At 55.1% G+C, this 26,825-nt stretch carries 26 protein-coding genes; 20 read left to right on the plus strand and 6 right to left on the minus strand.

Annotated features, from left to right (window positions below):
* Positions 1–82: 82 nt before the first annotated feature.
* The 3 genes from M8010_RS06805 to M8010_RS06815 all read left to right on the plus strand — a co-directional run bounded on the left by M8010_RS06805 (position 83) and on the right by M8010_RS06815 (position 3,959).
* A complete protein-coding gene (locus tag M8010_RS06805; RefSeq protein WP_250089827.1) occupies positions 83–1,552 on the plus strand; it encodes an ice-binding family protein in 1,470 nt (489 codons plus the stop codon).
* 482 nt (positions 1,553–2,034) lie between these two features.
* Positions 2,035–3,132, plus strand: coding sequence for an SLC13 family permease (locus M8010_RS06810; protein ID WP_250089828.1), 1,098 nt, complete (start codon positions 2,035–2,037; stop codon positions 3,130–3,132).
* Between the two features lie 62 nt (positions 3,133–3,194).
* Positions 3,195–3,959: a tetratricopeptide repeat protein gene (locus tag M8010_RS06815; protein WP_250089831.1), complete on the plus strand. Its 765-nt coding sequence runs from the start codon at positions 3,195–3,197 to the stop codon at positions 3,957–3,959.
* A gap of 46 nt (positions 3,960–4,005) precedes the next feature.
* Here M8010_RS06815 and M8010_RS06820 read toward each other — a convergent pair whose 3' ends face one another.
* Entirely contained in the window at positions 4,006–5,676 is a 1,671-nt protein-coding gene (locus tag M8010_RS06820) for a caspase family protein (RefSeq protein WP_250089833.1), read from the minus strand.
* 227 nt (positions 5,677–5,903) lie between these two features.
* Between M8010_RS06820 and M8010_RS06825 the strand changes: the two genes are divergently transcribed.
* The 8 genes from M8010_RS06825 to M8010_RS06860 all read left to right on the plus strand — a co-directional run bounded on the left by M8010_RS06825 (position 5,904) and on the right by M8010_RS06860 (position 12,076).
* Entirely contained in the window at positions 5,904–7,178 is a 1,275-nt protein-coding gene (locus M8010_RS06825) for an autotransporter outer membrane beta-barrel domain-containing protein (RefSeq protein WP_250089834.1), read from the plus strand.
* Positions 7,179–7,253: 75 nt separating this feature from the next.
* Complete coding sequence (locus tag M8010_RS06830; protein ID WP_250089836.1) at positions 7,254–7,859, plus strand: M15 family metallopeptidase; 606 nt, start codon at positions 7,254–7,256, stop codon at positions 7,857–7,859.
* Positions 7,860–7,937: 78 nt separating this feature from the next.
* Positions 7,938–8,705: a hypothetical protein gene (locus M8010_RS06835; RefSeq protein ID WP_250089837.1), complete on the plus strand. Its 768-nt coding sequence runs from the start codon at positions 7,938–7,940 to the stop codon at positions 8,703–8,705.
* 30 nt (positions 8,706–8,735) lie between these two features.
* Entirely contained in the window at positions 8,736–9,116 is a 381-nt protein-coding gene (locus tag M8010_RS06840) for a DUF6152 family protein (RefSeq protein WP_250089838.1), read from the plus strand.
* Positions 9,117–9,124: 8 nt separating this feature from the next.
* On the plus strand, positions 9,125–9,610 hold the full coding sequence (locus tag M8010_RS06845) for a hypothetical protein (RefSeq protein WP_250089839.1): 486 nt from the start codon (positions 9,125–9,127) through the stop codon (positions 9,608–9,610).
* Between the two features lie 69 nt (positions 9,611–9,679).
* A complete protein-coding gene (locus M8010_RS06850) occupies positions 9,680–10,984 on the plus strand; it encodes a ferredoxin reductase family protein (protein ID WP_250089840.1) in 1,305 nt (434 codons plus the stop codon).
* Positions 10,985–11,085: 101 nt separating this feature from the next.
* Positions 11,086–11,550, plus strand: a complete 465-nt coding sequence (locus M8010_RS06855; protein WP_250089841.1) for an AtaL-like protein — start codon at positions 11,086–11,088, stop codon at positions 11,548–11,550.
* Positions 11,551–11,611: 61 nt separating this feature from the next.
* Complete coding sequence (locus tag M8010_RS06860; protein ID WP_250089842.1) at positions 11,612–12,076, plus strand: CopD family protein; 465 nt, start codon at positions 11,612–11,614, stop codon at positions 12,074–12,076.
* Between the two features lie 145 nt (positions 12,077–12,221).
* On the opposite strand, the gene M8010_RS06865 is transcribed toward M8010_RS06860, so the two are convergent.
* The gene (locus M8010_RS06865) at positions 12,222–12,596 is read right to left on the minus strand and encodes a hypothetical protein (protein ID WP_250089843.1); all 375 of its coding nucleotides are present in this window, start codon (positions 12,594–12,596) and stop codon (positions 12,222–12,224) included.
* Positions 12,597–12,739: 143 nt separating this feature from the next.
* Between M8010_RS06865 and M8010_RS06870 the strand changes: the two genes are divergently transcribed.
* Positions 12,740–13,369 carry a lysophospholipid acyltransferase family protein gene (locus M8010_RS06870; protein WP_250089844.1) on the plus strand — a complete coding sequence of 210 codons (630 nt, stop codon included), beginning with the start codon at positions 12,740–12,742 and terminating at the stop codon, positions 13,367–13,369.
* Between the two features lie 89 nt (positions 13,370–13,458).
* Here the strand turns inward: M8010_RS06870 and M8010_RS06875 are convergent, their stop codons facing one another.
* Positions 13,459–13,665 (minus strand): cold-shock protein, encoded by a 207-nt coding sequence (locus tag M8010_RS06875; RefSeq protein ID WP_250089845.1) that lies wholly within the window; start codon positions 13,663–13,665, stop codon positions 13,459–13,461.
* A 423-nt stretch (positions 13,666–14,088) separates the two neighbouring features.
* Here M8010_RS06875 and M8010_RS06880 point away from each other — a divergent pair, with 423 nt between their 5' ends.
* On the plus strand, positions 14,089–14,736 hold the full coding sequence (locus M8010_RS06880) for a c-type cytochrome (RefSeq protein WP_250089847.1): 648 nt from the start codon (positions 14,089–14,091) through the stop codon (positions 14,734–14,736).
* Between the two features lie 15 nt (positions 14,737–14,751).
* Positions 14,752–15,765 (plus strand): c-type cytochrome, encoded by a 1,014-nt coding sequence (locus M8010_RS06885; protein ID WP_250089848.1) that lies wholly within the window; start codon positions 14,752–14,754, stop codon positions 15,763–15,765.
* A gap of 70 nt (positions 15,766–15,835) precedes the next feature.
* Here M8010_RS06885 and M8010_RS06890 read toward each other — a convergent pair whose 3' ends face one another.
* The gene (locus M8010_RS06890; protein WP_250089849.1) at positions 15,836–16,972 is read right to left on the minus strand and encodes a porin; all 1,137 of its coding nucleotides are present in this window, start codon (positions 16,970–16,972) and stop codon (positions 15,836–15,838) included.
* Between the two features lie 358 nt (positions 16,973–17,330).
* Between M8010_RS06890 and M8010_RS06895 the strand changes: the two genes are divergently transcribed.
* A complete protein-coding gene (locus M8010_RS06895; protein ID WP_250089851.1) occupies positions 17,331–18,548 on the plus strand; it encodes a serine hydrolase domain-containing protein in 1,218 nt (405 codons plus the stop codon).
* 35 nt (positions 18,549–18,583) lie between these two features.
* The gene (locus tag M8010_RS06900) at positions 18,584–19,057 is read left to right on the plus strand and encodes a hypothetical protein (protein WP_250089852.1); all 474 of its coding nucleotides are present in this window, start codon (positions 18,584–18,586) and stop codon (positions 19,055–19,057) included.
* Positions 19,058–19,107: 50 nt separating this feature from the next.
* On the opposite strand, the gene M8010_RS06905 is transcribed toward M8010_RS06900, so the two are convergent.
* On the minus strand, positions 19,108–21,018 hold the full coding sequence (locus tag M8010_RS06905) for a 3-oxoacyl-[acyl-carrier-protein] synthase III C-terminal domain-containing protein (RefSeq protein ID WP_250089853.1): 1,911 nt from the start codon (positions 21,016–21,018) through the stop codon (positions 19,108–19,110).
* A gap of 229 nt (positions 21,019–21,247) precedes the next feature.
* Here M8010_RS06905 and M8010_RS06910 point away from each other — a divergent pair, with 229 nt between their 5' ends.
* Complete coding sequence (locus tag M8010_RS06910) at positions 21,248–21,409, plus strand: PFL_1563 family small protein (RefSeq protein WP_250089854.1); 162 nt, start codon at positions 21,248–21,250, stop codon at positions 21,407–21,409.
* 54 nt (positions 21,410–21,463) lie between these two features.
* Here the strand turns inward: M8010_RS06910 and M8010_RS06915 are convergent, their stop codons facing one another.
* On the minus strand, positions 21,464–23,452 hold the full coding sequence (locus M8010_RS06915) for a hypothetical protein (protein WP_250089855.1): 1,989 nt from the start codon (positions 23,450–23,452) through the stop codon (positions 21,464–21,466).
* A gap of 225 nt (positions 23,453–23,677) precedes the next feature.
* Here M8010_RS06915 and M8010_RS06920 point away from each other — a divergent pair, with 225 nt between their 5' ends.
* The 3 genes from M8010_RS06920 to M8010_RS06930 all read left to right on the plus strand — a co-directional run bounded on the left by M8010_RS06920 (position 23,678) and on the right by M8010_RS06930 (position 26,717).
* On the plus strand, positions 23,678–24,052 hold the full coding sequence (locus M8010_RS06920; RefSeq protein ID WP_250089856.1) for a phosphate-starvation-inducible protein PsiE: 375 nt from the start codon (positions 23,678–23,680) through the stop codon (positions 24,050–24,052).
* A gap of 348 nt (positions 24,053–24,400) precedes the next feature.
* Positions 24,401–25,708, plus strand: a complete 1,308-nt coding sequence (locus tag M8010_RS06925) for an ATP-grasp domain-containing protein (RefSeq protein WP_250089857.1) — start codon at positions 24,401–24,403, stop codon at positions 25,706–25,708.
* A gap of 184 nt (positions 25,709–25,892) precedes the next feature.
* Positions 25,893–26,717, plus strand: coding sequence for a type 2 periplasmic-binding domain-containing protein (locus M8010_RS06930; protein ID WP_250089858.1), 825 nt, complete (start codon positions 25,893–25,895; stop codon positions 26,715–26,717).
* The last annotated feature ends 108 nt before the right edge of the window (positions 26,718–26,825 follow it).

Consider the following 26,825-nt stretch of genomic DNA (forward strand, 5'->3'; position numbering starts at 1 on the left):
AGAATGAGTACGCGTTGCTCCTTCAATCAACCGGTAGTTACACACACCGTGTACGGCTGGTTTTAAAAAGCAGGTAATTATTATGGGTATTTTTAACAAATACTCCCGGTCGATTATGACCTTTTCCATTGCACTCATGTCGGTATCGCTTGTTGCATGTAACGATAGCAACAACCGAAGCAGCACCGTTGAGGATGAAACTCCGGTTGCCATCGCCACACTGGCAGTGACCTCCACAGGTCCTGCCGATAACGCTACGGACGTTGGAACTAATACCAAGGTTGTTGCGGTTTTCAATAAAGACATGAAACGCGCAAGCCTTACCGGGGAAAGCTTCACCTTGCAGGGTGAAAGTGGGCCTGCGGTCTCTGTTGATGCCACCTATAACGCTGGTACCCGCACCGCGACACTCGATCCAATCGATCAAGGCGGGCTGGGCGCCAACGAAGTTTACACCGCTACGGTAACCACCGCTGCTGAAGATGAATCCGGCGCTAACCTGCTGGAAGACTTTCAATGGACCTTCACTACCGGCACGACAACCGATGCTGAATCACCGACCGTCATCTCCAGCAGCCCTGCAATCGACGCAATCGATGTGCTTCGCAACACCACAGTAAAGGTTACTTTTAGTGAAGCGATGGACCCGAACACCCTGACCGCCGACTCCTTTGAGCTGAGCAAAAATCCGGACGGTCCAGTCGTGTCGGGTAATCTGCGCTATTTAAACCCTACTACTGTGGTGCTCACCCCAGCGGATGACCTGGAGGCGTCGACGGACTATACCCTGAACCTGACAACAGCCCTCGCCGATCTTGCAGGCAACAGCCTGGCACTGGTGACTATCGGATTCACAACGGGTACGGATACCTCCGCAGGCCCTGCGGCCGTGGACCTTGGAACCGCAGAAAACTACGTAATTCTGGCCGAGACCGGCATTTCCACCACCGGAACCACCAGCATCACTGGCGATATTGCTGTCAGCCCCATCGACCGCACGGCGATCACCGGCTTCAGCGAGACCCTTTCTGCTGACGAAACCTTTGCCACATCGCCACTGGTTACCGGCCAGATCTTTGCGGCGAACATGACCTCGCCCACTCCAGCCAACCTGACGACAGCCGTCAGTAACATGAGAACAGCCTACACAGACGCAGAGACCCGCGTTGATCCGGACTTCACTGAACTGGGTGCCGGCGAAATCGGCGGCCTGACGCTGGACCCCGGCCTCTACAAATGGGGTACCGGTGTACTGGTGACGTCTGATGTAACGCTGAACGGTTCTGAAAACGACGTCTGGATCTTCCAGATCGGCCAGGACCTCAAGCTGGAAGATGGTAAAGCCATTATCCTGACTGGCGGTGCGCTGCCAGAGAACGTGTTCTGGCAGGTAGCGGGTGAAGTCACCCTGCAGGCTGGTACCACCTTCAATGGCATTATTCTTGGCAAGACCGGTATCGTGTTCAAGTCAGGCGCGGTGCTTAATGGCAGGGCACTGGCGCAGACAGCGGTTACGCTCATTTCCAACGACGTGACTCGGCCTGCTCAGTAAGCTCTGAATGACTGCAGTAACCTGAAGACGAAAACCGCGACTCTGATCGCGGTTTTTTTACGATGAAAACTCCCGTGGCGGCGAGCCGAACGCCCAACCGACTGGCCCGTGCCATGTAATCGCCAGAGCCAGGGTGGCATTGGTTTCCTTATCTCTTATACTGGAATGGTGGGCTCGTTTTTGGGGCAGGGCAGCCATGAATCAGAAAGCTTATACTGCACCAGAGGTTCTGCGTACTGGATCACCAACCCCGGTACTTCGACGAGGAGCACCGCTCCCTGCTGCGTCGATTCGCCGATCTTATCGAGAATGAAATTGCCCATCAGGCTGACGTGCTGGCTTTGAAAAAATCAATCCACGCGCCTGCGACAACAGGAGAATGCCCGCCGGGGCAGGAGAGCGGCTAAATTTCGTTCCCAGGTGAAAGTAAAAGCATTCCATGACGATTCTGGCCCTTTCACGCCACTGAGGCATCCATTCCAATGTTCCGCCATGTCCTCGCCAGGGCCAGTGAAGACAGACTTCTGATCGTCCTTCTGGCCGCCCTGGCTCCCTTGCTATTTTTTACGCCAGAGCGAGATTGGGCCCTGCACCAGCTCGTTGATTGGAAAACCGTCGGTGCGCTGGCGGGACTCATGATTCTGAGTCGGGGGCTGGAGGAGAGTGGCTATCTCGGTCTTGCAGGGCAGTGGCTCTTGCAGCGAGTGAGGGGTGAACGGTTGCTGGCGATTGTTCTGATCCTTTTTTCTGCCTGCCTTGCTTCCGTCATCACCAACGATGTGGCTTTGTTCATTGTGGTGCCGCTGACTTTGAGCCTTCGCCAGGTCGCCGATATTCCCTTGGGCCGACTGGTGATCTTCGAAGCGCTGGCCGTGAATGCCGGCTCAGCGCTCAGCCCTATTGGCAATCCGCAAAATCTTTTCCTGTGGCAGGCATCCGAAGCCGGGTTCCTGGAATTCACGGTTATGATGGCCCCCTTGGCGCTGGCACTCACCTTCCTGCTGATCGTTATTGTGCCTCTGGCCTTCCCCGGAAAGGAGATTTCAGCGTCCGCAGTTGCCGCCGATTTACCTCGGGAGCGTGGATTATTCTGGGTTTCCATGCTTTTGTACATGCCGTTTCTCATCCTGGCAGATCTGGGTTATGCGGCAATTGCTCCGGTCGGGCTTGTTGTGCTTTTTCTGCTTTACCGGCGACGACTGCTGCTGGGTGTGGACTGGTTGCTGTTGCTGGTTTTTGTCCTGATGTTTATTGACATGAATCTGCTGGCAGGACTTCCAGCCGTTCAAGATGTGGCCAACAGTCTACTGCAGTTGCCCGGGCAGGCGTTGACCGCCGGCGTTCTCGCTTCCCAGATCATGTCCAATGTGCCGGCCGCTATTTTCCTGGCGTCTTTCACAGATGAATGGCGTGACCTGGCCTGGGGTGTGTCGGTGGGCGGGTTCGGCCTGGCTATCGGTTCCCTGGCCAATCTGATCGCGCTCCGCTTGGCTCGGGAGCCGGGCCTGTGGCGGGAATTTCATTACTGGTCGGTACCGATTCTGTTTGGTGGGTGGCTGATTGCGATGGTGATTAGCTGAGCTCAGATGGACTTGCAAATAGGGACCTGCCAATATGAACTAGTCAATACGGGACAGAAATCATGGATCTGTCAACCAGCTTTCTGATTTACGCTACCCTGTTTCGGTTGGCAGTTATTGCTGCCGGCGTCCTGATTATTGTGCTCGGCTATCGCTTATTCTTGCAGGGTCTGGCGTCCAGGGATGAAACCGATGCCTCCGTCGAGGGTGGCGGGTTCAAATTGACTCTGAAAAATGCGGCTCCGGGTACCAGTTTTGCTCTTTTCGGGGCGGTGTTGATTTCGGTGATGGTTATTCAGGGCAGTCCGGAGCTGGATATCACTACTGCCGCGCCCGGCACTATCGCAGGCTCTGCAGAGCTACAACAGAGCGCTGGAAGTTTGCGCTTGCGGGGTAACGGCACCGCAGCGGTTGTGCCGCCCAAAGAGTCCGAGGTGCGTGCATTGGTCGCTGCAGCCAGTGAACAGTTACTGCAAGCCGGTATCCAGAGGGAGCTGCAAGAAGATTTTTCAGGCGCGCTGGAGGCTTACCACCTGGCGTTGTCGATGCCGGGCCAGCAACTGCCGCATCTGGTTAATCCACTTAACCAGATCGCCTGGGTTTACCTCCAGCAAACCGAGCCCGATCTGGCGCTACCGTTGGCGCTCCTCGCCCATCAGATCAATCCAACCAGCACGGTGGTGATGGATACCCTGGCACGGGTCTATGCGCAGCTGGAACAGTTCGATAAGGCGCAAGTGTTGTTGGATCGCGTATTGCAGATCGATCCGGATAACAACGACGCCGAAGCGACGGCCAGGTTGATCAAACAACAAGAGCCCCGCTAGCAACGGGTAGAGGCCCCCACCTTCCTCGCCGCAACTCGGCAAATTCCTAATGCGGGACAAATACAAAGTCGCCGGCTTCATGACCCGCCATGTGAATGGGTTCATAGGTGGGTATCTGTCTTACATTCAAATCGAACGCGGCGTCGGATACGCGTTCGCGGATGGCGAGAAACAGACGCTCGGTTTCGAGGACCAAGCCATTTTCCTGCAGTACATCAAGAAAGGCTTTGGTAAAAACGGAGTGATCGCTACCCCCGGAATCAAGCACCGGTTGCACGCCTCCGGAGGTGAGCGCGGTGCGCACCCTGGAGCTGGCAAAGGACTGCAGTAATTGCAGTCGCTTTTCGTTGGAGATGCCGGCCTTCAAGCGGGATAGCGAACCGCGGGAGAGCGTGCCCGCGTAACAGGAGTCGGCAACCACCAGAACATGTTTGGCCGACATGATTTTCAGTTGACCGGTGATATTCCGGGTCGAAATCCACTCAGTGTTGTCGTCCTGTTTGGCGTCCACCGGAATCCAGTAGCCCTCATCCAGTTGCTCTACCAAATGCCCATGGCCCGCGTAATAAATGAGAAAGTTGTCTTTTTCCGTCAGTTTCTTGCGCAGGTTATTGATGGTCGACAGGATGGCCGACCGCTCGGCATTGTAGAGTTCGGTGACCTCGAAGTCGTAGTGCTGTTCCAGTAGTTTCGCTACTGCGCGGGCATCGTTCACCGCATTGTCGAGCGGTGTCCAGTAGTGGTATTTGTCGTTACCGATGACCAGTGCGTAGTAGCGGCCGAAGCCTTCAGCGAGTATGTCCTGATTCGACAGCTGTGCCTCGCCCCGAGTCCCGGCGGAGACAATTATCTGCAACGTGGCGCGCTGATTGCGGTTGTCGATGGCGACAATTTGTAAGCTGATCTCGTTGTTACTACTGCGGTATTTGGGCAGCTCGGTCCTGAAGAAACCATTGTCGGAGGTGGGTACGGATTGGCCGTTAACCGTTAGCGACTGCAGTCCAGCCGGAGCGATCGCCCGGCCGGAAATTTGCTGACGCTCGCCCTCGGGAAGAGATAAGCGGATCGACCCTCCACTAATGGTCAGCGGTGGGTCAATCAGGTCGATGATCGGTGCCTCAACGGCTGACTCCATCAACAATGCACCACTGTTTTTATCCTGCCCAGCCGCCTTTCGGTAGAGGCGCACGGCTTCTGCTTCATCCTGTTTGACGCCCAGGCCTTGCTCGTAAAGTCGACCGAGGTTGACGGCAGCGCGCTTATAGCCCTGGCTGGCCGCTTTTTGATACCAGGCGGCCGCCAGTTGGTAATCCGGCTGCTGACCGGCGAGTCCCTTTTCGTAAATCTCGCCCGTGTAATATTGCGCCTCGGCGTCGCCTCGATTGGCGGCCTCCTGCCAGATACTCAGCGCCGCCTGAAAGCTCGCCGGTTCATCAAGAACATACTCACCGCCACGTAATTTGCATTCACCAACGGTTGTTTGGAGTGGTTTCCGTTTACCTACGTAGGTCATACCTCCCAAATGCCGGATCTGACCAGGCAGTAAACAGTTAACGACGGAATACTCCTCTGCGTCATCGGCATGGGCAATCGACGGGGAAAAAGCCCCCTTTCCATTGGGATTGAATGGTGGGGAAGTGCCGCAGCCGATGAGCAATAGTATTGCAATAATACAGGGCCCGGATCGCAGCAAAGTCATTAGAAAGGATTGGAACATGATCGTTATATTCCCTGAACAAAGGGTATGAGAATAATCCCCTAATACTAAAAAATATCCGATTTACGGTTTTTATGTGACTATCTCAACTATACTGCCATAAGCATGTATAAGCTAAGTAAGTTGACTTTTTAATGAATTGCTATGCGCCATAATAGAGGCGTTCACTACTGTCGTCCGTTGTAGCAGGAGAACGCGAATCCGGCTTCACAAGGGAGGCAAATGCCATGAACGTCATCAACGCCTCGGAAAACCCTCGACAAGCGGTCGCTACCTTCCCGGGATTGTTGCCGGACATCTCCGCACTGGTGAAGAACGTCGAACGCTCCGGCAGGCTGACGCTTTGCGTCCTCTTGCTGGGACTGTCACTCATGCTCGCGCCATCGGCATTTTCGGCACAGAGTCTGGATACTGCGGTCAATAGCGCCGTGAAGTTTGGCTGTGTAAACCTGGACCCGATGGGTGCCAATCTGGCTTCATTTTGTAGCGATGGCGGTGCAGCGGATTCAAGTACCGGTGGCACAATAACTTCGCAGATCAGCATCGGGGCATTGGATAAACAGGACGCCACCCGGAACGAACTTGCGAGCGTGGACCTGGGCCCTGTAAGCGCGTTTCTATCGTTGGACTTCGAATCCCACGAGAAAGACGCCACCGCCATTGAAGGCCAGGGGTTCGAGTCAGATGGTACTGCGGTGTTGGTGGGTCTGGATTACCTGGTCAATGATAATTTCAGCCTTGGTGTGGCGGTGAATTACGCCACCGTTGATGGCGATTTTGATGGTGAAGTCCAGGGCGAGGACAGCGGCGGATTTGATAACAGTAGGTATGGATTGGTGGTTATTGGCGAATATGGTTTTGCAACCAACGCCTATATGGGGTGGTCGCTGGGCTACAACAACCACGAATACGAAACCGATCGTTATTCAACAGTCACCATGGGTGGCAATGAAGCCAACGGCGTGCTGGAAAGTGAAACCGACGCGAATGAAATCAACGCCGGATTCGAACTCGGCTACGATATGACAATGAATACCCTCACTATTGGCCCCCGTTTCGCGCTGCGATACAAGAAAACGGATATTGATGGCTACACGGAAAAGGTGAAACGCAACAATCCATCGGGCACTGATGAGCCGCTGGCGTTAACCGTTGACGAACAGACCGAAAAGTCCCTCACGTCGCATTTGGGCGTGCAGCTTTCCAAAGCTATCAGTTGGGACTACGGCGTTTTAATGCCTCAGCTGTACCTCGATTATGTGCATGAATTCGAGGATGACCAGCGTGACATTAATTTTTCGTTCGTGGGTGACGATCCCGGCGCGGGAAATACATTCAGTTACAACAACGACGCTCCTGATCGCAATTACGGTAATGTGCTCGTGGGTTTGGTGGGAGTGTTTGCGGGTGGCCTGCAATCGTTTGTCAGCTATGAACGCCTGTTGGCTTACAGCGATCACGACAACGACAGATTCAGCTTGGGCGTGAGGCTGGAATTTTGATAACCGGGACATAAAAACTGGGACAGATTTATTTTCGGGTCCGCCAAAATGGCCTGGACACCGGGGAGGTTCAGGATGAGCGACAGATTATTTGGCGAGGACGTGCTTTTTTTTCAACGTCTGCTGAAGTCAGAGGGTTTTTATCGCGGCGCGTTGGACGGATTGTGGGGCCCGATCTCCGAGGCAGCCGGCAACGCCTTCGATACCGAATACGAAAAACTTAAGCGCAAACTTGGCGCGTTTGACCGGCGCACTGAACAGAAGATTTCGTCCCTGTCTATCCGGGCTCAAAAGGAGGCTCGTGAGTTCATGACTCGGGCATTGAGCCGGGGTGTAAGTGTGAAAATCATCTCTGGAACCCGCACCTACGATGAGCAGAATCAGCTCTTTCGCCGGGGGCGCTACGGCAATCCTGGCCCGGTTATCACGCGAGCGCGGGGTGGGCAGAGCAATCATAATTTCGGCATAGCCTGGGACATTGGTATTTTCAGGGAGGATGGCACCTACTCAGTGAGCGAAAGCGATTACGACGCCGTTGCTGAATACGCCGCCGGACCACTGGTGTGGGGTGGTAGTTGGCTTTCGTTCAAGGATTCACCACACTACCAACTGGCGACGGCCAAGACCCAGATTGCCTGGGTGCGGACGCGCTTTGAGCAGGGTGAAGCCTATGTAGTCTGACCGTGCTGATCTATGCACTGCACGACTGTAAAGGTACTCCTGCGCCATATGGCTGATGTGGAGGAGCCCCTTAAGGGAATGGCCTGTGCTCTCTTGTTGCCCAGCCTGTGCGTGGCGCAGACACCGGAAGACAAAGAGATGCGATGGTTTTCCATCGATTCGTTGAATGCCGGGTTCGATAAGCCCCCCGAGGCGGTCAAGCGACAGACGCCACGCGAGTCGGTTCGTAGCTTTCTCGAGCTCACCAGACAGCTGGCTGCGGTTCTCAGGCGTGGCGAGTGGATCGATGCCTCCAACTTGTCCGGCCGACAGGATGCCGCCATTGAAGATCCCTCGGGGCAGAATCCCCAGGCAGGGCAGCCAAGGCGCAACCTCCAGATCGCCTTCCGGCTTACCCAGCATCTTCGCTGGCCAGATCAGAGTGCCCATGGCGTTCGTCGTCATGACGCTCGTGGCCCAGACCCTGCTCAATTACGTGGTGTCCTTCTCGGCGGTGGCGACGACTTCATTCCGCATACTGCTGATAACCATCCTGGCCTGGGGCGTCGGTTTGATCGCGCTGCGTTTCGTGGACGTCATCATGACAAGCTCTCGTGTTTTGTCACTGCGCAGACCGAGACAGGCCAGAGAGTCTCCTTCTTCCTCATGACCTCCGAACCCTTTGCTGGCTGGGAGGCAGAAATGAATGTCCGTGAGAAGTTGCTGGGCTTCATCCGCGACAAGCACCCCGAATGGTGGCCGACGCAGGAGACTCACCATGATGCTGAAACGTCGCCCGGCTTAAGGGAATTCCGCCACATTCCAACTGTCGAATATCTCTGGTTGTGGACTTTATGGTTCGATTAACCTGATAAACCTGCGATAAGAGGATTGGATATGCCTCAACTTCGTTTTACCTACCTGCTCTGTTTTGCTGTTCTTGCTGCTGTTCTTACTGCCTCTGCCGCTCAGGCTCATCACGGTTGGGCCTGGGCAACGGACGAGGAATTTGAAATAACTGGTGTCATCACGTCGGTGCGTCTTGGTAATCCCCATGGCGAGGTCACCATTGATGTGGATGGTGAGGCATGGGTTGTGGAAGTTGGTCAACCCTGGCGTAACGACCGTGTCGGGCTCAGCAAAGAGATGTTGAGCCAGGAGCGGGAAATTACCGTGCATGGCCATCGTTCCGCCAAAGAAGGCGAGCGGCTGATTAAGGCTGAGCGAGTTGTGATCGACGGGAAGAGCTACAACTTATACCCCGATCGTGATTCCTGATTCTGGGAATGATTGAGCAAGCACTGGTCTTCGTCGAAAATCTGGCGTTTGTCTCTGCTTTGCGCAATTCCACATTTATGTACCCGCTGGTAAATGCCGGGCATATTTTTGGAGTTGCGCTGCTGGTCGGTGGGATTGTGCCAGTGGATTTGCGCTTGCTGGGATTTTGGCGCAACTATCCCGTGATGATGTTTGTCGATGTGCTTCGAATCACATCGGCAATTGGTTTGGGGTTGGCGGTTGTATGTGGTGCGCTTTTATTCGCCACAGCGGCCGTGGACTACGCCGGGTCAACGTTGTTCCAGGCAAAGATAGTGCTTGTCTTGTTGGGTGTTTCGAACGCGTTGATTCTGGGGCGGGTGTTGGTGCGCCAGGATATACGGGGCCTGCCGATGAAGGCTCGCATGCCTTTATCCTTGAGGGTGGGGGCCATGTTGTCTCTGGTAGTCTGGATCAGTGCGCTGATCCTTGGCAGGTTATTGGGGTACTTCTGAACTCGCGTTGCCAAGGTCTCTGTGGAGGACTAGATTGGATGGCCAGAGGACGGGAAACAGGCCGGACAGATGAAATCGCTCTTTTTGATCGTTGCTTACCTTGGCGCTGTGACATTGCCGTTAGTCCTGTCCTGGTGGGTGGGAGGGCCGCCACGCCAGTTCCACCAGGAACTGGCATCGGGCCTTGGGATTCTTGCCTTTTCGATGGTCCTCATGGAATTCATTCTGTCCGGTCGTTTCAAGATTTTTTCAAATGGCGTTGGGCTGGATGTGACCATGCGGTTTCATCAGATCATGGCTCGCGCAGCACTGGTCTTTGCTCTAATGCACCCGTTTCTTTACCAGGGAACGCCGTCAGGTGGTCAACGCCCATGGGACCCGACGCGCGTACTGACCATCACGACTGATTTTTCAGCTCTGTGGACAGGCATTGCCGCCTACCTGCTTCTTCCAAGCCTTGTGCTACTGGCAATCGGGCGCAACCAACTGGACTTCAAATACGAGACATGGCGCCTTTTACATGGGGTCGGCGCACTCTTGATTGCGGTTCTTCTGTTGCATCACACCGTGTATGCAGGGCGTTACGGATCGGAGCCTGTGATGACCTGGATGTGGCTGGCAATGACTGGAGTGGCTGTTGGGTCACTGCTTACGGTTTACTTGCTGGTTCCCCTTTTGAAGAAGGAGCGCCCCTGGCGCGTGGCCTCCGTCCTCCAGTTGACGCCAAAGCAATGGGAATTGACCGTGGAGCCAGACGGCCATCCTGGGCTGGATTACAAAGCCGGGCAATTCGTCTGGCTGAATGTGGGGCACGCCCCGTTCTCGATCCGAGAAAATCCGTTTTCCATTTCCTCAGCGCCGGCGGCAGGGCCGGCAATAGCGTTCATGATCAAGGAGCTTGGCGACTTCACACGAACCGTTGGCCAGATAAAAACCGGAACAGTCGCCTATCTTGACGGGCCTTATGGCAATCTTTCTGTCGATGGTCGCGCTGAGCCCGGGATCGCTCTCATCGCAGGCGGTGTTGGCCTGGCACCGCTGTTGGGCATACTCAGGCAAATGCGCCGGACCGGTGATACGCGCGCGGTGAAGTTGATCTATGGGAATAGAGTAATCGATCAGATTGCCTATCGTGAGGAGTTGGATGCGGAGGACATAGTCTACGTGCTGTCAGAACCGCCAGAAACCTGGCATGGAGAGACAGGCTTTATCGATTCAGCGCTGATGGATCGCGTTTTTTCAGAGAGAGAATTCAGCGAATGGGTCTTTGTGATGTGCGGACCGACGATCATGATGGATATCGTTGAAGATCACCTGATCAAGAGGGGGGCGCCTTCTCAGCGCATCCTGTCGGAGCGGTTCAACTATGACTGATCCAATCAAGGGTGTGAGCCCGTGGCGACGGGTTTCTTGATAAATTTATTGTGGCTGGCAGAGTGATGTCTGATAGCTGACATCAGCAGACAGGAGGCCGAATGAGGTTTGAACACATTGTTCAGATCAACGACCTGACGAAGCCCGAACTGCCTACCTTGACCCGCTTCCAGATCTGGGAAGGGCTGGTTCTGCGGGCCCGGCGCCCGGACAAGTTCCTGGTAGGCGTTGAGGATTATGAAATTCTTGAGCAGGAACCTGCCTATATGAAACGGTGCCTGCAATTGCCGGGGCTGGAGGTATTTGACGAAGTTACGTTCTGGTCGGAGGCGAGAATCGAGTATAGAACCTTGCCAACGGACACGGTTCCGGCAGCAAATCTCGTGATGGATATTGAAGAGCCGGAACCGGGATCGCTTTTTGTCCGGTTCCGATATCACGCCGCAAGCATCGAGAATCGGGGCGATTCGATGCCGTACGATCAGTATCTCCATGAGGCCTATGTGGCCACAGACATTGAAACGATTCAGATCATACGGCAGTTGGCAGAGACGGGCGTGTTCTGATGAATTAACCCGTCATAAAGCTTATGCTCATTAAACACGTTTCCTGTCCGGGAGTTCCTTTATGAGTCTGGCTATCGCACTTCACGTACTCTCTGCCGTGATCTGGGTTGGCGGCATGTTTTTCGCCTATATGGCCATGCGGCCGGCGGTCGTTGAGGTGATTGATGCATCGCAGCGGGGCGTACTCTGGTGCCACACCCTGTCCCGGTTTTTCCGGTGGGTTTGGGCGGCCGTGATCCTGTTGCTGGTGACCGGCTACTGGATGATCTTCAGTGTGTTTGGTGGCATGGCGGGTGCCGGCTGGCATATACACGTTATGCAGGGGCTTGGGATTGTGATGATCCTGCTCTATTTTCACGTGTATTTTGCCCCCTTCCGCCGACTGAAGCAGGCGGTTGCCAACCAGGATCCCCAGGAAGGTGGGCGCCAGGTGGCGCAGATCCGCAGGCTGGTGGGTACCAATCTGCTTCTTGGGCTGATTGTGGTGGCGATTGCTGCTGGCGGCCGGTATCCCGTTTCTTTCTGAATGCTTGTTCAGCGCGTTCAGAGAGGTAAGTGCCCCGCCAAAGCGGTGCGATGAACGAGGCGCAAGTCAGTCAGTGGCTGCGGTCGAAAGGTGTCGGCTGACAGACGAATACGGCCTGGCTCCAGTTGACTTGCATGAATCATAGTTATCTTGGGTCAGAATCGTGGATCACCACTTTCGGCGCAGGCGCAACGCCCATCTTGTAAACGTTCCATTGGCGATCGGTGGGCGGCAACTCGTCATCACCGCCGATTTCGTAGGCAAGGTGTCCGTCCAGGCGGCAGATACGCCAGGATTTGAAACCGATGGAATAGGAGATGGCCGGGCTTCTGGCGGCTTTGCCATCGGCGCGATCCCAGGCCATCTTGCCGTTCCAGTAGCCGGGAGCAGACATAACCCCCGCATCGGATTTGGCAGGGGGCGCTTTTGACGGCACGTAGAGGCCATCTACCTCAGGCAGGCCAGAGCCGGATACTTCGATGAACAGGGTGTTGGGTTTCGGGTTCTCTGTTCCGGTCATGCTTATTCGCATCCTTAATTAACAAAATTGTGTGTTATCTGGCAACGCTATCACCAATACAGGCTATCCGGTGAATAACGTATAATCCGGGCTTGCTGCCAATATTGGTAGATTGTGTCGTTTTTAATCAATGGATAACAGGTATGCCACAGAAAAAAGTGGGTGCCGGGGCGCATACTGAGAGTTCAGTTATGCAGCGACTGGCCTCCGGAATGTTGCGTGTAGCCGGCTGGGAGATTCACCCTTTTCCGGATATCCCCAAGGCCATGGTGGTGGCTGGGCCACACACGTCCAACTGGGATGGTGTTCTGGGCCTTGCTTGCGGCGTTGCCCTGGGCCTGGATGCCCGGTTCATGATCAAGCACACCCTGTTCAAGGGGCCGTTGGGTTGGGTGTTGCGGCGGTTTGGTGCCATTCCGGTTGACCGTTCGCAGGCAGGCGGCGTGGTTGGGCAAGCGGTAGAACAATTCGCTGAGCACGACCAGATGGTTATTGTGGTCACACCCGAGGGAACCCGCCATAACGCGAAAAAATGGAAAACCGGGTTTTACCAGATTGCCACACAGGCAGGGGTGCCCATTGTTGTGGCCGCCGCAGATTACCGTAAGAAACAACTGACTTATCCACTTATTCTTCAACCAAGTGACGATATGACTGCGGATATGCAAAAGCTCTATGAGGCTTTTGCCGGGGTCACTCCGCGCAGGCCCGAGCGCCTTTCTGCGCCTGTGAAAGTGTTGTGGGACGCGGAAAACAGGGGTGAAACCGGCTGATATCCGGGAAGAATAGCGCATCCGCGAGGAACCATAAAAAAAGGCAGCCTGAAGAGGCTGCCTTTTTGCAGTTTCTTATTGGCTGTTATTTACAGTCCAATAACGTTTTCTGCCTGTGGGCCTTTCTGGCCCTGGGTCACGCTGAATTCAACGTTCTGGCCTTCGGCCAGAGTTTTGAAACCGCTGCCCTGAATGGCGCTGTAATGAACAAAGACGTCTGAGTCTCCTTCACGAGTGATAAAGCCAAAACCTTTTGCTTCGTTGAAGAACTTAACGTTGCCAGTAATTGTAGACATAAATAGCTATCCTGAAATTGATCAATAATGTGCCGTCCAAAAATCGTTGTGATTTTTGATCAGCGATATGCGGGAAACAAAAAAACGTGCAGGGTCAAAAACAGGACGAGAAGTATTACAACTAAAAGGTCTTATTCGTGAAGTGCTTTGCTAGATCTTTCCGACCAACAAGACGGTACGCTGATTACCCGGCAATGTATAGAGAAATTTTCAATTTTTTAAACCAGGGAATTCCAGAGCAGGCTGAATCTCGGGTCGACCTGCTTCCCTCTGGCTGTCCCGGCTTCAGAAGTCTGCTCGCGTAACCACCTAAGCCCGGCTAAGTTGATCTTTATCAAACATGGTTTTGTTGAAGCAGGCAAAGTAACAAGAGCAATAGAATACGCCATTTTGAGTTGGCGCTGACTGAGAGGGAAATCTACTGTGAAAAAGATTCCAGGAATCCTGGCTGCTCTGGGGCTGGCTACCTGCTCCGCCTATGTGCTTGCGGAAGTGGATGGTGATGCTGAAAGAGGTGCAGCAGCGGCCGGCGTGTGTGCGGCCTGCCACCAGGCCGATGGCAGCGGCAAAAATGTCCCCGGTGGTGAATCCTGGCCCCGGCTGGCAGGACTGGACGCCGCCTACATTGCCAAACAACTGCATGATTACCAGAGCGGCGAGCGAAGCAACGCCAGCATGATGCCTTTTGCCAATATGCTGAACGAGCAGCAAATCGCAGATGTCGCCGCATACTATGCCAGCTTGGCTGCCACCCAGGGCAGTGGTGGCGAAGGTGCCGACGAAACGACACTCAAGCGCGGCAAACAACTGGCTGAGCGGGGTGACTGGTCCAGCTACGTTGTTTCATGTAAAAGCTGCCATGGCCCCGGCAATCAAGGTGCTGGAGAGGTTTTCCCCGGCATTGCCGGCCAACACGCCGGTTACATTGAAACACAGTTGCAAGCCTGGAAAGCGGGTGCCAGAGAGAACGACACGCAAGACCTTATGGGCTCAATCGCCCGTCGGATGAGCGATGACGATATTCACGCAGTCTCCGTTTGGCTCGCTAGACAGAACTCCGCTGCTAACTAAGAGGTTTCCGATATCATGATTCGCAAATTAACTTACGCTGCCCTGTCCGGAACCCTTTTGTTCTCAGCCAATGCATTAGCAGAAGACGAAATAACCCAGCAATACATCGATACCTTGGCGGAGCTTGGCTACCCGGAACCAAAAGAAAGCGAGCTGGTGCACATACCACCCACGATGGAGGATCTGGAAGACGCGAGTCTGCACCCGGAATTGAAGCGTGTAATTCGAAGAGGCTACGACTTGTTCACCAACACCCAACAACTCCGTGGCGAGAACGTGTTCAACAACATGAACTGCTCCAGCTGCCATTTGGGCGAAGGCCGGATGCCCTTTAGTGCGCCAATCTGGCCAGCTGCAGTTACCCTCCCCAACTTCCGGGGCAAGAACGCCCACGTAAATAACCTTGAGGAACGCATTGCCGGCTGCTTCACCTACTCCATGAATGGCAAGCCTCCCGAGTACGGCAGCGATAATATGGTTGCACTGTCTGCGTATCATCAATGGCTGGCCACGGATGTGCCCATGTATCCGCAACAGCCCATATATGGCCGCGGCTTCCCGGCACCGGAGCGCCCTGAGGAGCTGAGCTATGCTAGGGGTGAGGCCGCCTTTCAGGAAAAATGCTCTGCATGCCATGGTAACAACGGCGAGGGCCTGCGTGTGGACGATCAGACGGTTTTCCCTGCAACCTGGGGAGATATGTCTAACAACTGGGGGGCAGGCATTGTAAGGGTTTTCACTGCAGCCGGTTTCATCAAGAACAACATGCCGCTGGGCCAGCCTAACAGTCTTGATGATCAGGAAGCGTGGGACATAGCCTACTACATGAGCAACCAGGAACGCCCGCAGGATCCTCGATACACGGGTGATATAAAAGAAACTCTGGAACAGACCAGGGAGCCTTTTCACAAGCACTCGATGTATGGGCAGGCCAGGGAAACCGATGGCCATGTGCTGGGAGATCACAGCAACCTTGGCGAGAAGTCGTTCCTGAAACCGGATACGGTTCGTCCAAGAACGTTTGAATAGTATTTGAAAAAAGGAGGGGCTGCCCAAAGGCCAGCTCCTCCTTTTTTTGCACCCTGTCTCTTCCTGACAATCAGAACCGGAAGCGGCTACCAACCATCGCTATATTGACGTCATCGTAGTTGCCAACATCACTGTCTAGAGAGAAGTTATTGTAAGCCGTATATATGTCCAGTCGCTTGATGGGTTTGTAGACGTAAGCAGCGCCGAAGACGATAGCCTCTGAACCGGCAACTGTGAAACGGGTATCGGGCTGTCCCGCCGCAGCCGACGGTGTAATGACTACCGGGTTGAAGTCGTCACCTTGCGCACGATGAATGGTAAAAGAGTGCTTTCCAGTCTTGTAGCCCAATTTGAACATGCTGAAATCAGAATCGCGGATAGAGTCATTCTCGATATTGGAATACACCACCGTCATGTTAATGCCGGTGTTATGTAGCCAGGATACGGAACCACCAATATTCACCACATCACCCGCTGGGCCGCCCGTATCCCGAGTGGAATAACCAATCGCGGAAGATAGCTGACCAACCCCTTCGATAGCCTTGTTGTAGCTCGCAGCCACCTCGGTAATATCCATTTCATTCTTGTAGCCCTGACTCACAGAAAATGTGACCGGACCAAAGGCTGGCGTGTCATAGCGCAGACGGTCGTAGCGTGCTTCGAAATCCTGATTGCGGATGGTCTGAAATAGGGTAGGACTAGTGGTTGCATCACCACTATTGTCTACGAATGGTAAAGCACCGCCCACCAGTGCCAGGTCTGGAAAGGAGGCGACTTTGGTGCCAGACAAATCCATCTCGGTAGAATCATCTGCGGCGCCATGCCCCTGTCCCACGGAAACCTTGCCAAATCCGCCTTCTGCAAAAAGGTTGAGGTGTCGCTCGTCAAAATCTCCCTTGATCGTCCGGTTTTCGGGTGTCACCAGGTTCGAGGGGTTGTGCTGATATTCGTACTCAATATGTGCGCCAACCTTCAGGTCAATCTCTTCAAGGTTAGTGCTGATCACGCCACCGACTCGACTTGAGGCATAATCGTTATCGACGATGTACTGCTCGGAGCCGTTTCCAGTTTCTGCGTGCATCACTGCCATGTTGATGTGGCCATAAAACCTGACATTCAGGTCCTGAACTTCAAAGTTCTGCCCTGCTGCGGGGGCTGAGACCATGCCAGCGACGGCTATATACAGCGCTGATTTCCTTTTCTTCATTTTGGTCCTCCAGTAATCGAATAGGTCGGAATTCCCGATTATCTGGAGGCCAAGGTAGGGGATTATCACAGCGTTGTTTTGATTGATATCAGTTTCGGGAGTTTTCGCGTATTTTTGCGATGGAAAATTCACTTAAAACTGATGTGACCAGACTGGCTGGGCGCGTGGCAACCCGGGCGGAGCCCATCCTGGCTTGTCACGGCTATACCCAGACAGCTATTTGCAGGCTTTTCGCCTGTGCAATGTTCCTGAATGCCCAGGCTTGATAAGCTGATAGTTAATCTCACGTGTACACCCATTGCCAGGGCCGCTGCATCTGAGCTACAGCCAACTCCCTGAACGAGGAATCAAGTAAACGATGACCGAGAACCGACATATCGCCGGTCTGTCCCTGGATCGGCTTGAGCGTATAGAAAGCCACCTGGACCGCCGCTATATTCAGCCCGGCAAATTACCCGGCGCGCTGACCCTGGTGGCTCGGCGCGGCGAAATTGCCTGTGTTACGGCTCAAGGCATGATGGATGTGGAGCGCAGCAAGCCCATGACACGGGATACCATCTTCCGTATCTATTCGATGACCAAGCCCATCACCGCCATCGCCATGATGCAGCTTTACGAGCAGGGCCGCTTCCTGCTGGATGACCCGGTCCACAAGTACATTCCGTCCTGGAAGCGGATGCGGGTATTCAAGGCCGGGGTCTATCCGAATTTCCTCACCGAGCCGGCCGCCGGTGCCATGACGATCCGGGATCTGTTCACCCATATGTCGGGGCTGACCTATGGCTTCATGAACCGCACCAACGTCGACGCCGCCTACCGGAAGCTTGGTCTTGACGGCCGCAGGGACCTTACCCTGGATACTCTGGTGGAGCGGCTGGCAGAGCTGCCGCTGGAATTCAGTCCCGGTAGCGCCTGGAACTACTCGGTGAGCACGGATGTGCTGGGCTACCTGGTGCAGTTGCTGGCGGACCAACCGTTCGACGACTACCTGCGGGAGAATATCTTTGAGCCCCTGGAGATGATGGATACCGGCTTCCAGGTAAGTAATCTGCAAGCTGACCGTTTGGCCGCGTGCTACGAGTACCAGCCCGGCGACCGCATGAAGTTGCAGGATGACCCGGAGCGCTCCCATTTTCGTACTGAAGCGAGTTACCTGTCCGGTGGCGGTGGCCTGGTGTCCACCATCGACGACTATTTCCATTTCGCCCAGGCCCTGTGCCAGGGCGGCGAGTTTCAGGGCCAGCGCATCATCGGCCGCAAGACCCTTGAGTTCATGCGCCGCAATCATCTGCCCGGCAACCAGGACCTGCCTGGCTTGTCGGTAGGGGCGTTCAGTGAGACTCCCTATGCGGGCACCGGCTTTGGCCTGGGCTTTTCGGTCAAGACCGATGTGGCCAAGTCCCAGATCAACGGTTCGGAAGGCGAGTTTGGCTGGGGTGGGCTGGCCAGCACCAATTTCATGGTGGATCCGGTGGAAGAACTTGTGATGATCTTCATGACACAGTTGATCCCGTCATCCACTTACCCTATACGTCAGGAGCTGCGGGCTATCGTCAACGGCGCCCTGGTGGACTGAGGTTTACAATTATTTTTCGAGGGAGGTACCAGACCGTGCGATACCGATTACTACTACAGGCCAGCGCCTTGCTGCTGGTCATGATAATGCCATTGGCCCAAAGCCAGGCAGCGGAGGATGAAGGCGAGGTGACCGTGGAGACGCTGCGCCAGGATGTCGAGAACCTTGACCAGGAGTTGAATGATTTCACCGCCGAGCGGCGGGAACGGTTAATGACGGGTATCGATGAAGTGCTCAGCGATATCGATGCTCGTACCGCGACCCTGGAGAATCGTCTCAAGGAGGACTGGGATGAGGCCGACAGGCTGGCCCGGGCCCAGGCGCAGACCGCGCTGGCGTCCCTGCGCCGGGAGCGGGCGCGGGTGACGGAGTGGTACCAGCGTATGCAGGACAGCGCCGACTATACCTGGGAATCCATGAAGGAAGGCTTTAATGATGCCTTCGACCAGCTCGCCGAGGCTTGGCAGAAAGCAGAGCAGAGTGTCCGCCAGACTGATGGCGAGAACTGACCAGCAGAAGGCACAACGGAAAAGCCCCGTCCATTCGCTGAAACGAGAAGTTATTCGTGGAACGCCTTCTTGACGTCTTCAATTGAAGAATGCGCCTTCGTCGGTGATGGGCTCATGGCGAGGGCGGTGGTCACCTCTGGCGCAACCATTGCCGGGTCCAGCGACAGGATAACGTAGCCACCAACGGCTCCTGCACCGAAGCCCGGCGTGAAAACCTGCGACCGTTTGCTGATCACCCCGTCGAAGACGGCGTCGGCCAACGCGATGGGGATGCTCGCCGCAGAGGCGTTCCCGACCTCTGCGATATTGAAATAAATGTCCTTGGCATCAATCCCCTGGGGCTCGGCGATTTCGATGATCATTGTTTTGTTGGCCTGATGGGGCACGATGATGTCGATATCGAGTCCGAGCTCGGAAAGCTCGCCCATCATCTGGTTCAGGTAGCGTTTGACCAGAGCCTTGACTTCGGGGCCATAGACCGTGATGTCGTTGTCAAAATCGTGATTCGGCCAGATGATCGAGTTTACCTGGCTGGCGGGCCCGCTCGCATAGGTCTGAACTACATGAATATCACGTTCACCTTCGGACGGCGCGATCACCATGGCGGCCGCCCCGTCGCCAAAGATCATCCGCGACGGTCGGGCATTACCGATCTTGTCCGAGAACTTCTCGGCCATAACCAGCAGGACCGGACGTTCGATCTCTCGCAGCAAGCGAACTGCCTCGGCGACGCCATACGGAAATCCGGCGCACGCAGCGACGATGTCGGCCGAGCAGTGGGTCTGCAGGATGCCCAGTTGGCCTGAGAGCCAGGTGGCGGTTGACGGAATCAGTCGGCTCGAGGTACAGGAGCAGAATAGCACCGCACCGATTTCCTCGGATCCACGACCGGCATGCGTCATCGCGGCTCGCGCGGCCTCAAGGGCAATATTCTCCAGTGGCTCGGCCGTATAACGGCGTCGTTCGATGCCAGTTTTGTCGGCGATTTCCTCCGCGCTCATCGGTGACCACGAGAATGGAGAGTTCCGGACCACATCCTCGTTTGAGCAGATGACCTCACCCTTGCGGATTGCCAGCGCCTCGATCTTCGGTTGAATGGGCGCATCGTCGCCGATCACCATCGGCGGATAGGGCCTTATGGGCTCGACCGCAGGATCTGGCGTCGGCGCCTGCTTGGCGGCGGTCGTACCATTCTTTTCGCGGTTGATGAATTCGAGAACGTGGCGGTTTTTCGGATAAAACAGCACAACGATGTCGTCATCCTGCATTTCGGCCAACGGTTTCAGACTGGCCTGGCTCCGGTCCCAGGGCTGCTGGTTGTGAAGCACCATCGCCCAGCGCCGTAGTGCCTCCAGTTCGGCCTGTTCGTCTGAGACATCAAGGATGTCGTCGATGCTGTAGCGCGGGTGGTCGGGGTTATAGTTGCCGAGGGTGGTCGTCCTGGCATCGGCGGTGGCGAGCGCCTCGGCAATCGTGGCCTTGATCGGCGGTAGTGACGTTGCGTGATAGAGCTTGTTTGAGAAGCAGTCGAAGAGTCTGTCGAACAGTTCGTCTTCAACTGCTGCGTTCCACTTTGCCGGCAGCTGCGCGTAGGCCTCGCGGACGCTTGCGGTCTTGGCTTTCCGTCCTTCCCAGGGCTGCAGCAGAGGGACGAAGACATCGTCGCGGTTCCGCGGGACATCACGCCAGCGCATCGGCTGCTTGTTGTACATCACCAGCGCGTAACGGTTTGCCCAGAAAAGGTGCAAGCCGATGTCGCGCAAAAGGTCATAGCGCGTTGCATAGCTTCCCGCAGCGGCCCGATCGGCGATTTCCGTGCCGGTTGGAGCCTTCACTTCGAAGTCGCGCCGAATAATGGCCTCAAGCTGGTTAAGATCGTTGATGATCGAGAAGTCAAGCTCGGTAAAGATGCTTGTGGGAAATACCAGCTTTCCATGGTTGTTCAGTCGAAACGGTTTCATGAATGCTCCTTGCAGATTCTGCCTGTGTATCTGCCGACCTCGGAAATCAAACGTTGCCCCGGTACTTCGCCAGTTTCCTGATGTTGTGCTCTAGGCAGTATAGACGCTATTGGCCGTGTGTCCCCTCACCGCCAACGTGCGAATCTCATTCCAAACAATTTTTTTCTATTTCGGATACCATGGCGGTTTGCAGTTGGTGAATAAGCCAACAGTTAACCTGGAGAATATGATGAGCAAGAAACCCGCACAAGCCACACTAACAACTGCCACCATTGAGGAGCAGACTGCTGCTTTTTTAAAGTCTGGCGGGACTATTGAGTATGTAGGCAAGGGTAAAAGTGGACAATTCGCATCTACAGGATCAAAGCAGATTAACCTGAACGCTAGCTGAAAAGCGTGACTATTGATTGTCTGTAGGCAGGTACTCTTTCTGCATCAGGGGCATCTAACGCCCCGAGGCCCAGCTGTCCCGGGCCAGTTGCATGGCCCGACTGACGTCATCAGTTGGTACATCGCCCGGCTCGCCTTTTTCTATCGGATCATAGTGAAACACATACAGCCGTGAGGCGAACTCGGCCACTGGCAACGAGGCCTCGCCGTAAAGCTCGCCGTGGCCCTGGGTTGAGGTGACAATATCCTGGCCCCAGTTTTGCCCGCTGTCGTTGTTGGGGTTGAAAAAGTAGACACGCATGACCTCGTCCGGGTCCATCGCGAGCCGCTGAATGGTGATAGCGTGCCAGCCAAGAAAGCGAGTGGCGCTGTCAGTTACCGCAATGCCGGCCGGTTGTGGATTGATGACCGGGATGTTGCCGTTGTAGAAAGGATGGTAGGCGGCGTAGAAATCACGAATAAACCCTTCGAAGTCTTTTAGGTTACCCGTAAACACGTCCACGGCGATACGAAATCCGTGGCCAACATGATCGCCATGGAATTCGGCGTTGACCCACTTGTGCGGATCCTCTCCGCGTCCAATGCTGCGGCGACCCATTTCGAAATAGATGCGATCCAGGTGCGGCACTGTCAACAGTGAAACGGCATCCACATCCACCGGAGGCTCGCTGGCGAGCCCTGCGCCTAGATCCCGCGAAGAAATGCTGTTGCCTTCGAAACGCATCACGATTTCATCGTCGCGTGCCGCCCAGGCGAGGATGCGGAGCAGTTCTGCCGGCATGTTGTAAGCCCACATGGAAAGGGCGCGTGTCGACTGGCAGGTGGGGTAGTTGCCCTGTCCAACACCCAGCGGGCGCCCGAGCACATTGAGCACGTCGGCGAGCAGAAAGCATTCCGGGGGGCGACTGTTCCCGAACACGGCTACGATTTTCTGGACCGCAGCGTCGCAGAGCGTCAGTCTTATCTGCCGCCACAGGGAAGGCGCGACCGGAGGCGCATAGAGAATACCCCGTTCCAGCATCATGGCCAGGCCATAGGCACACTGGCTGGTTTCGGGGAACAGGGCTTCATCAATCAGTTTGTGGATCAGTGCCGGGTAGCAGTGAAAGGCGTCGGCGCCGGTGTGGCTCAGGCCCAAAGCCGTGGGAATCAGGGCGTTCCAGCGACCGCGCAGGAAGCGTATGAACACCGGCATGTAGGCTGACACCAGGCCGGTGCTGTGCATGGCTCTGGCAAAGGCGATGGCTTCTTGCAGCAGAGTGGCGTCGTCCATTTCCGCCAGTCGTTCCATGTAGACATCAAAGCCGGGGTCTTCGCGGCAACCTTCAGTGGGGCTGAACACGGCGTTGATTAGTTGCAGAGCATCGTCGTTGACTTCGCCACCCAGTGCGTGCGGTTTTTCCAGGCAGACCGAAATCTGGGTCACCATCTGTTTGACTCCGTCGACCTGGACCGGACGTTGCGCCAGAATTCGCCAGACTTCGGCCACCAGATGTTCCAGCAGGTTCTCGTAGCCCAGGTGCCGCAGCAGGTAATGATACAGATTCTGAACGGCGTAACCGAGTCTGTCGGGCCGCAGCCGGTCGCTCTCCTGGAGATCACTGACCACCAGGTCAAGATTCATCGCCAGTACCTGGGCGAGAAAGTGATGGGCGTGTTCCGCGGAGGTAGAAGGGTGAGTGAAGTCACCTTTGGCCACCGCCAGCAGGCGAACCTGGCTAAGTATCTCGACCAGAGTTGCGGTCGGCTCGCCGTGGCGCACCGTGCGCACGGCCAGGGAGGGCACCAGCGTCTGGGGGTAGTCCCAGTCGCTGCCGCCAAAGAGCCCGGCCGCCTCAATGGCTGGCACGCGCTCGTAGATAGCCTCCAGGCCTTCCGGACTGAACATCAGGGGCTGGACTGCCTCAATGACCTCGAAGACCGGCGATACGCCTTCAACGGCATTGAGTTCAGCAAGGCGGCTGATGGCCGCGTCAAGCGGCTTCAGGAGCTCTTCTGGTGCGCCACTCTCACTGCTTTCGGGTTCGCTTTTTGCTCTGGACATAGTGCCCTAGCCTCTAACTAACCTTGGGGTATGTCAACCTGGCTGATTAAAGCGGGACAAATTTATTTTACAATGCCGCTGAAGCATTTGGAGGCTATAGTGATTGCATAGCTTCTTCGCAAGTTCAGTAATTTGGCGCTGAAAGGTTCAGTTATGCAAGACTCAGGCTCCGAACGTGATCGACAAAATCAGGATCAGGAACCGCATGAACCCGGCGCTGACTCCATGAGCGACGTCGAACGCGTTCTGGCGGTCGGGGGTTTCCGGATCGCCGAAAAACTGATGTTGATTCTGACGGCGCTGCTGACGATCGTTGCTGCCAGCATTGAGGTTGTCAGCGTTTACCAGAGTGGAACCGTCGAGCTTGCGGATATCCTGCTGATGTTCCTGTACACCGAGGTGATTGCCATGGTCGCGGTTTTCTACACCGGGCAGGGGTCACCCTTCATCTATCCCATTTTTATTGCGATCACCGCTCTTGCCCGCCTGATCGTACTGCAGGGAAAGGAAATGGATCCCCTGAACATTCTCTACGAGGCTGGCGCCATCGTTTTGCTCGCCGTTGCCGCAATGTTTATCCTGCGCGCCCCGAAGCGTTGAGATTCGAAGAGTGTGTCCCTGACGGCTGTTCCTGATCGCCGCGCTTACGTACGTGAAGGTGCGTGAGGAGATTTGAGAACAGGTAACCCTACCAAGCCATGATAGCCCACGCCGCAAGGCCCAGGGGTGTTGGTCTCAAGGGGATTTTACCCATAGGTGTAATCCACCCGAAAGTTAGTATGCATAGTCAATTATTAGGAATATATTTCGCGCGAAGATGGGGGGAGGCCAATCGCATCGTGCAAGGCCTGCCAACCGTCTTTGAGGCGCAGTGGAAGCCGTAGTCCGATCTGGAAACTGGCTACTGTCATCAATGCCCTCTATCGCAAATAAGAAGGAGTCGTTTAAATGACGAATACAACTGAATCAAAACTTTCTCAAGAAGTACTGGCTTGGCGCGATCCGGAAATGCCGTCGGTCAAGGGCACCGAAACCCCGAAAGATCCGAACAAGGGCTATATCGCCCTGCTTGGCTGGAGCGTCAATGCCATCAAAGCGGCCCAGAAGTTTAACCGTCGTTACGTGGTTGTTGCGCCTGAATGGGCTGCAGATTTCTGCACCGCCAACAATATTCCGTTTATCCCCTGGGATTTCATACGGCTGAATGACCGATCTCTTGAAATTGCAGAAACGCTCAAAGCGGAAGGCGTTGATGTGGCTATACCGCTGTTCGAGGAAACCGTCGAATGGTCAGGCGCCATCAACTCCGTCCTCATGGACAGTCCACGGATGTACGGACAGTCGATTCTGTTCCGCGACAAGGCCCTGATGAAACGCCGTGCCCAGCTTGGCGGTATTCGGGTCGGCATCTTTGAGGAGGCTCACGAGAAAGAAGACATCATCCGCTTTATGAAGCGTGTTAACCAGACGCTGCTCAAGCTCGACGGTGACCCGGATGACCCGATTCACGTCAAGGCCTTCGACAAGGCTGGCTGCCTGGGTCATCGCATGATCCGCACTCTGGAAGAAATTGACCAGATTCCGGCCGAGGAATATCCGCTGCTGATGGAAAGCCATCTCAGTGGCTGGGAATTTGCGGTTGAAGCCTGGATTCACGATGGCAAGATCCAGTTCCTCAATATCTCCGAGTACGTAACCCTGGGGTATTCGGTGTTTGTGCCGGCTACCAAGGAGCTCGAGAGCTGGCGAAATGCGATCACCAAGCAGATTGAACTGTTGATCAAAACCTTTGATATCAAGTTCGGTCTGATTCATCCCGAGTACTTCGTCACCGCAGACGGCGAGATGTACTTTGGAGAAATCGCTTATCGCCCACCGGGCTTCAAAGCCTTCGAGCTGATAGAGCGAGCCTACGGATTCAGTGCTTACCAGGCTTCCATGCTGGTTTTCGACCCGAAGAGCACAAAAGAGGAAGTGGCTGCCTTCTTCCCCAAGGAAGTCGAAGGTGCGAGAGGTTACGCGGGCTGCTTCGGTGTCTATCCGCGGCGCCGGGTTGTCAGCAGGCTGGAGATGCCCAAGGAAACCACTGAGCATCCGTACTTCGAGTCCCACGAGCTGCTTGAGCCAACCGAAGAGACAGTTCCGGACCGGTCAGCCTTTGGCACGCACTGGGGCCTGCTCTTCTTCTTCGGAGATGATCCCATCAAAATGCGGGATCTGCTGAAAGCCCAGGAAGACCTGGACTTTTACGTTTAGAGAAGGTTTGGGCGACCGGAAGTCAGTCCGGTCGCCCATTTTTACGATAAGCGTTTGCATCAAGAAATTGGCTTTCGATAACTGAAGCGGTTGAATGAAAATTGCGCGAGTTCATGATCCTTCCTGGAAGATCGAGGAGTTATCAGGCGTGTGCAATTGCGTTTTCCACGGAAAGGACAAAAGAGTGACCAGAGCAGTGGCCAAATCTCTGGTGTGGATGTTTTGCGCACTGGCGATTTCCCCTGCCTGGTCCGATACCCGGGCGGCAAAATCGCTTACTGTGTCGATTGCAGCTCCGGAATATTGGTGCCCGTACGCCTGTGATATGGCCGGGTCGCGTTTGGGCTTCACAGTAGATATCACCCGTGCTGCTCTGGAATCACAGGGGCATAGGGTCGTTTATAGAAACCTGACCTATGACCGTGCGCTTGTAGAGGCAATGCGCGGTCGTATTGACGCCACCATACCTACGTTCAAGAGCGAAGCCCCCGATTTTATCTTCCCGTCACACGCAGTATCGCGGACTGAATATTGCTTCTACGTTCCCAAGGGCGAGCCGTGGCGCTATAACGGCGTGGATTCACTCGAAAACATGCGCTTTGTGGCTACTTCGGGCTACAGCTATGGCGAGGATGTGGATGCTTACATTTCTGAAAATCAGGACGTGGGCGTAACACTGATAGGGGGAGATGACATCCCCAATCGCCTCCGCGAGCTTGTGCGCAGAGAACGCTTTGGTGCGCTTCTCGACGACCGACTTCTGTTCGAATCCAGTCAGAAAAATGTTGGCCTGGTAAATGCGGGCTGTCTCGATGAACACCACGCCGGTTATCTGGCACTGTCCCCGGCAAACCCCGATCGATCAAATGCCATTGCCCGGGCTTTCGAGCGCGGCATAAAAGTTATCCGGGAGAACGGGCAGTTCTGCGAGATTCTGGATAATTACAGGCTCGGCGCCGAATTTGTGCCAGGTCTGGATCGCTGTAGCGCCAACCTTCAAGAAAAATAGATTTGTCCCGTTTTTACTGTCGCGCTTGCACAGTCTCTGCACTTTGTGTGGAGGCTGATCCTGGTCTATGTTTCAAAGTGAGGTAGCATAATTGGCAAAAACCAGTTG

This window comes from Marinobacter sp. ATCH36 (assembly GCF_023555055.1).
Lineage (GTDB): Bacteria > Pseudomonadota > Gammaproteobacteria > Pseudomonadales > Oleiphilaceae > Marinobacter.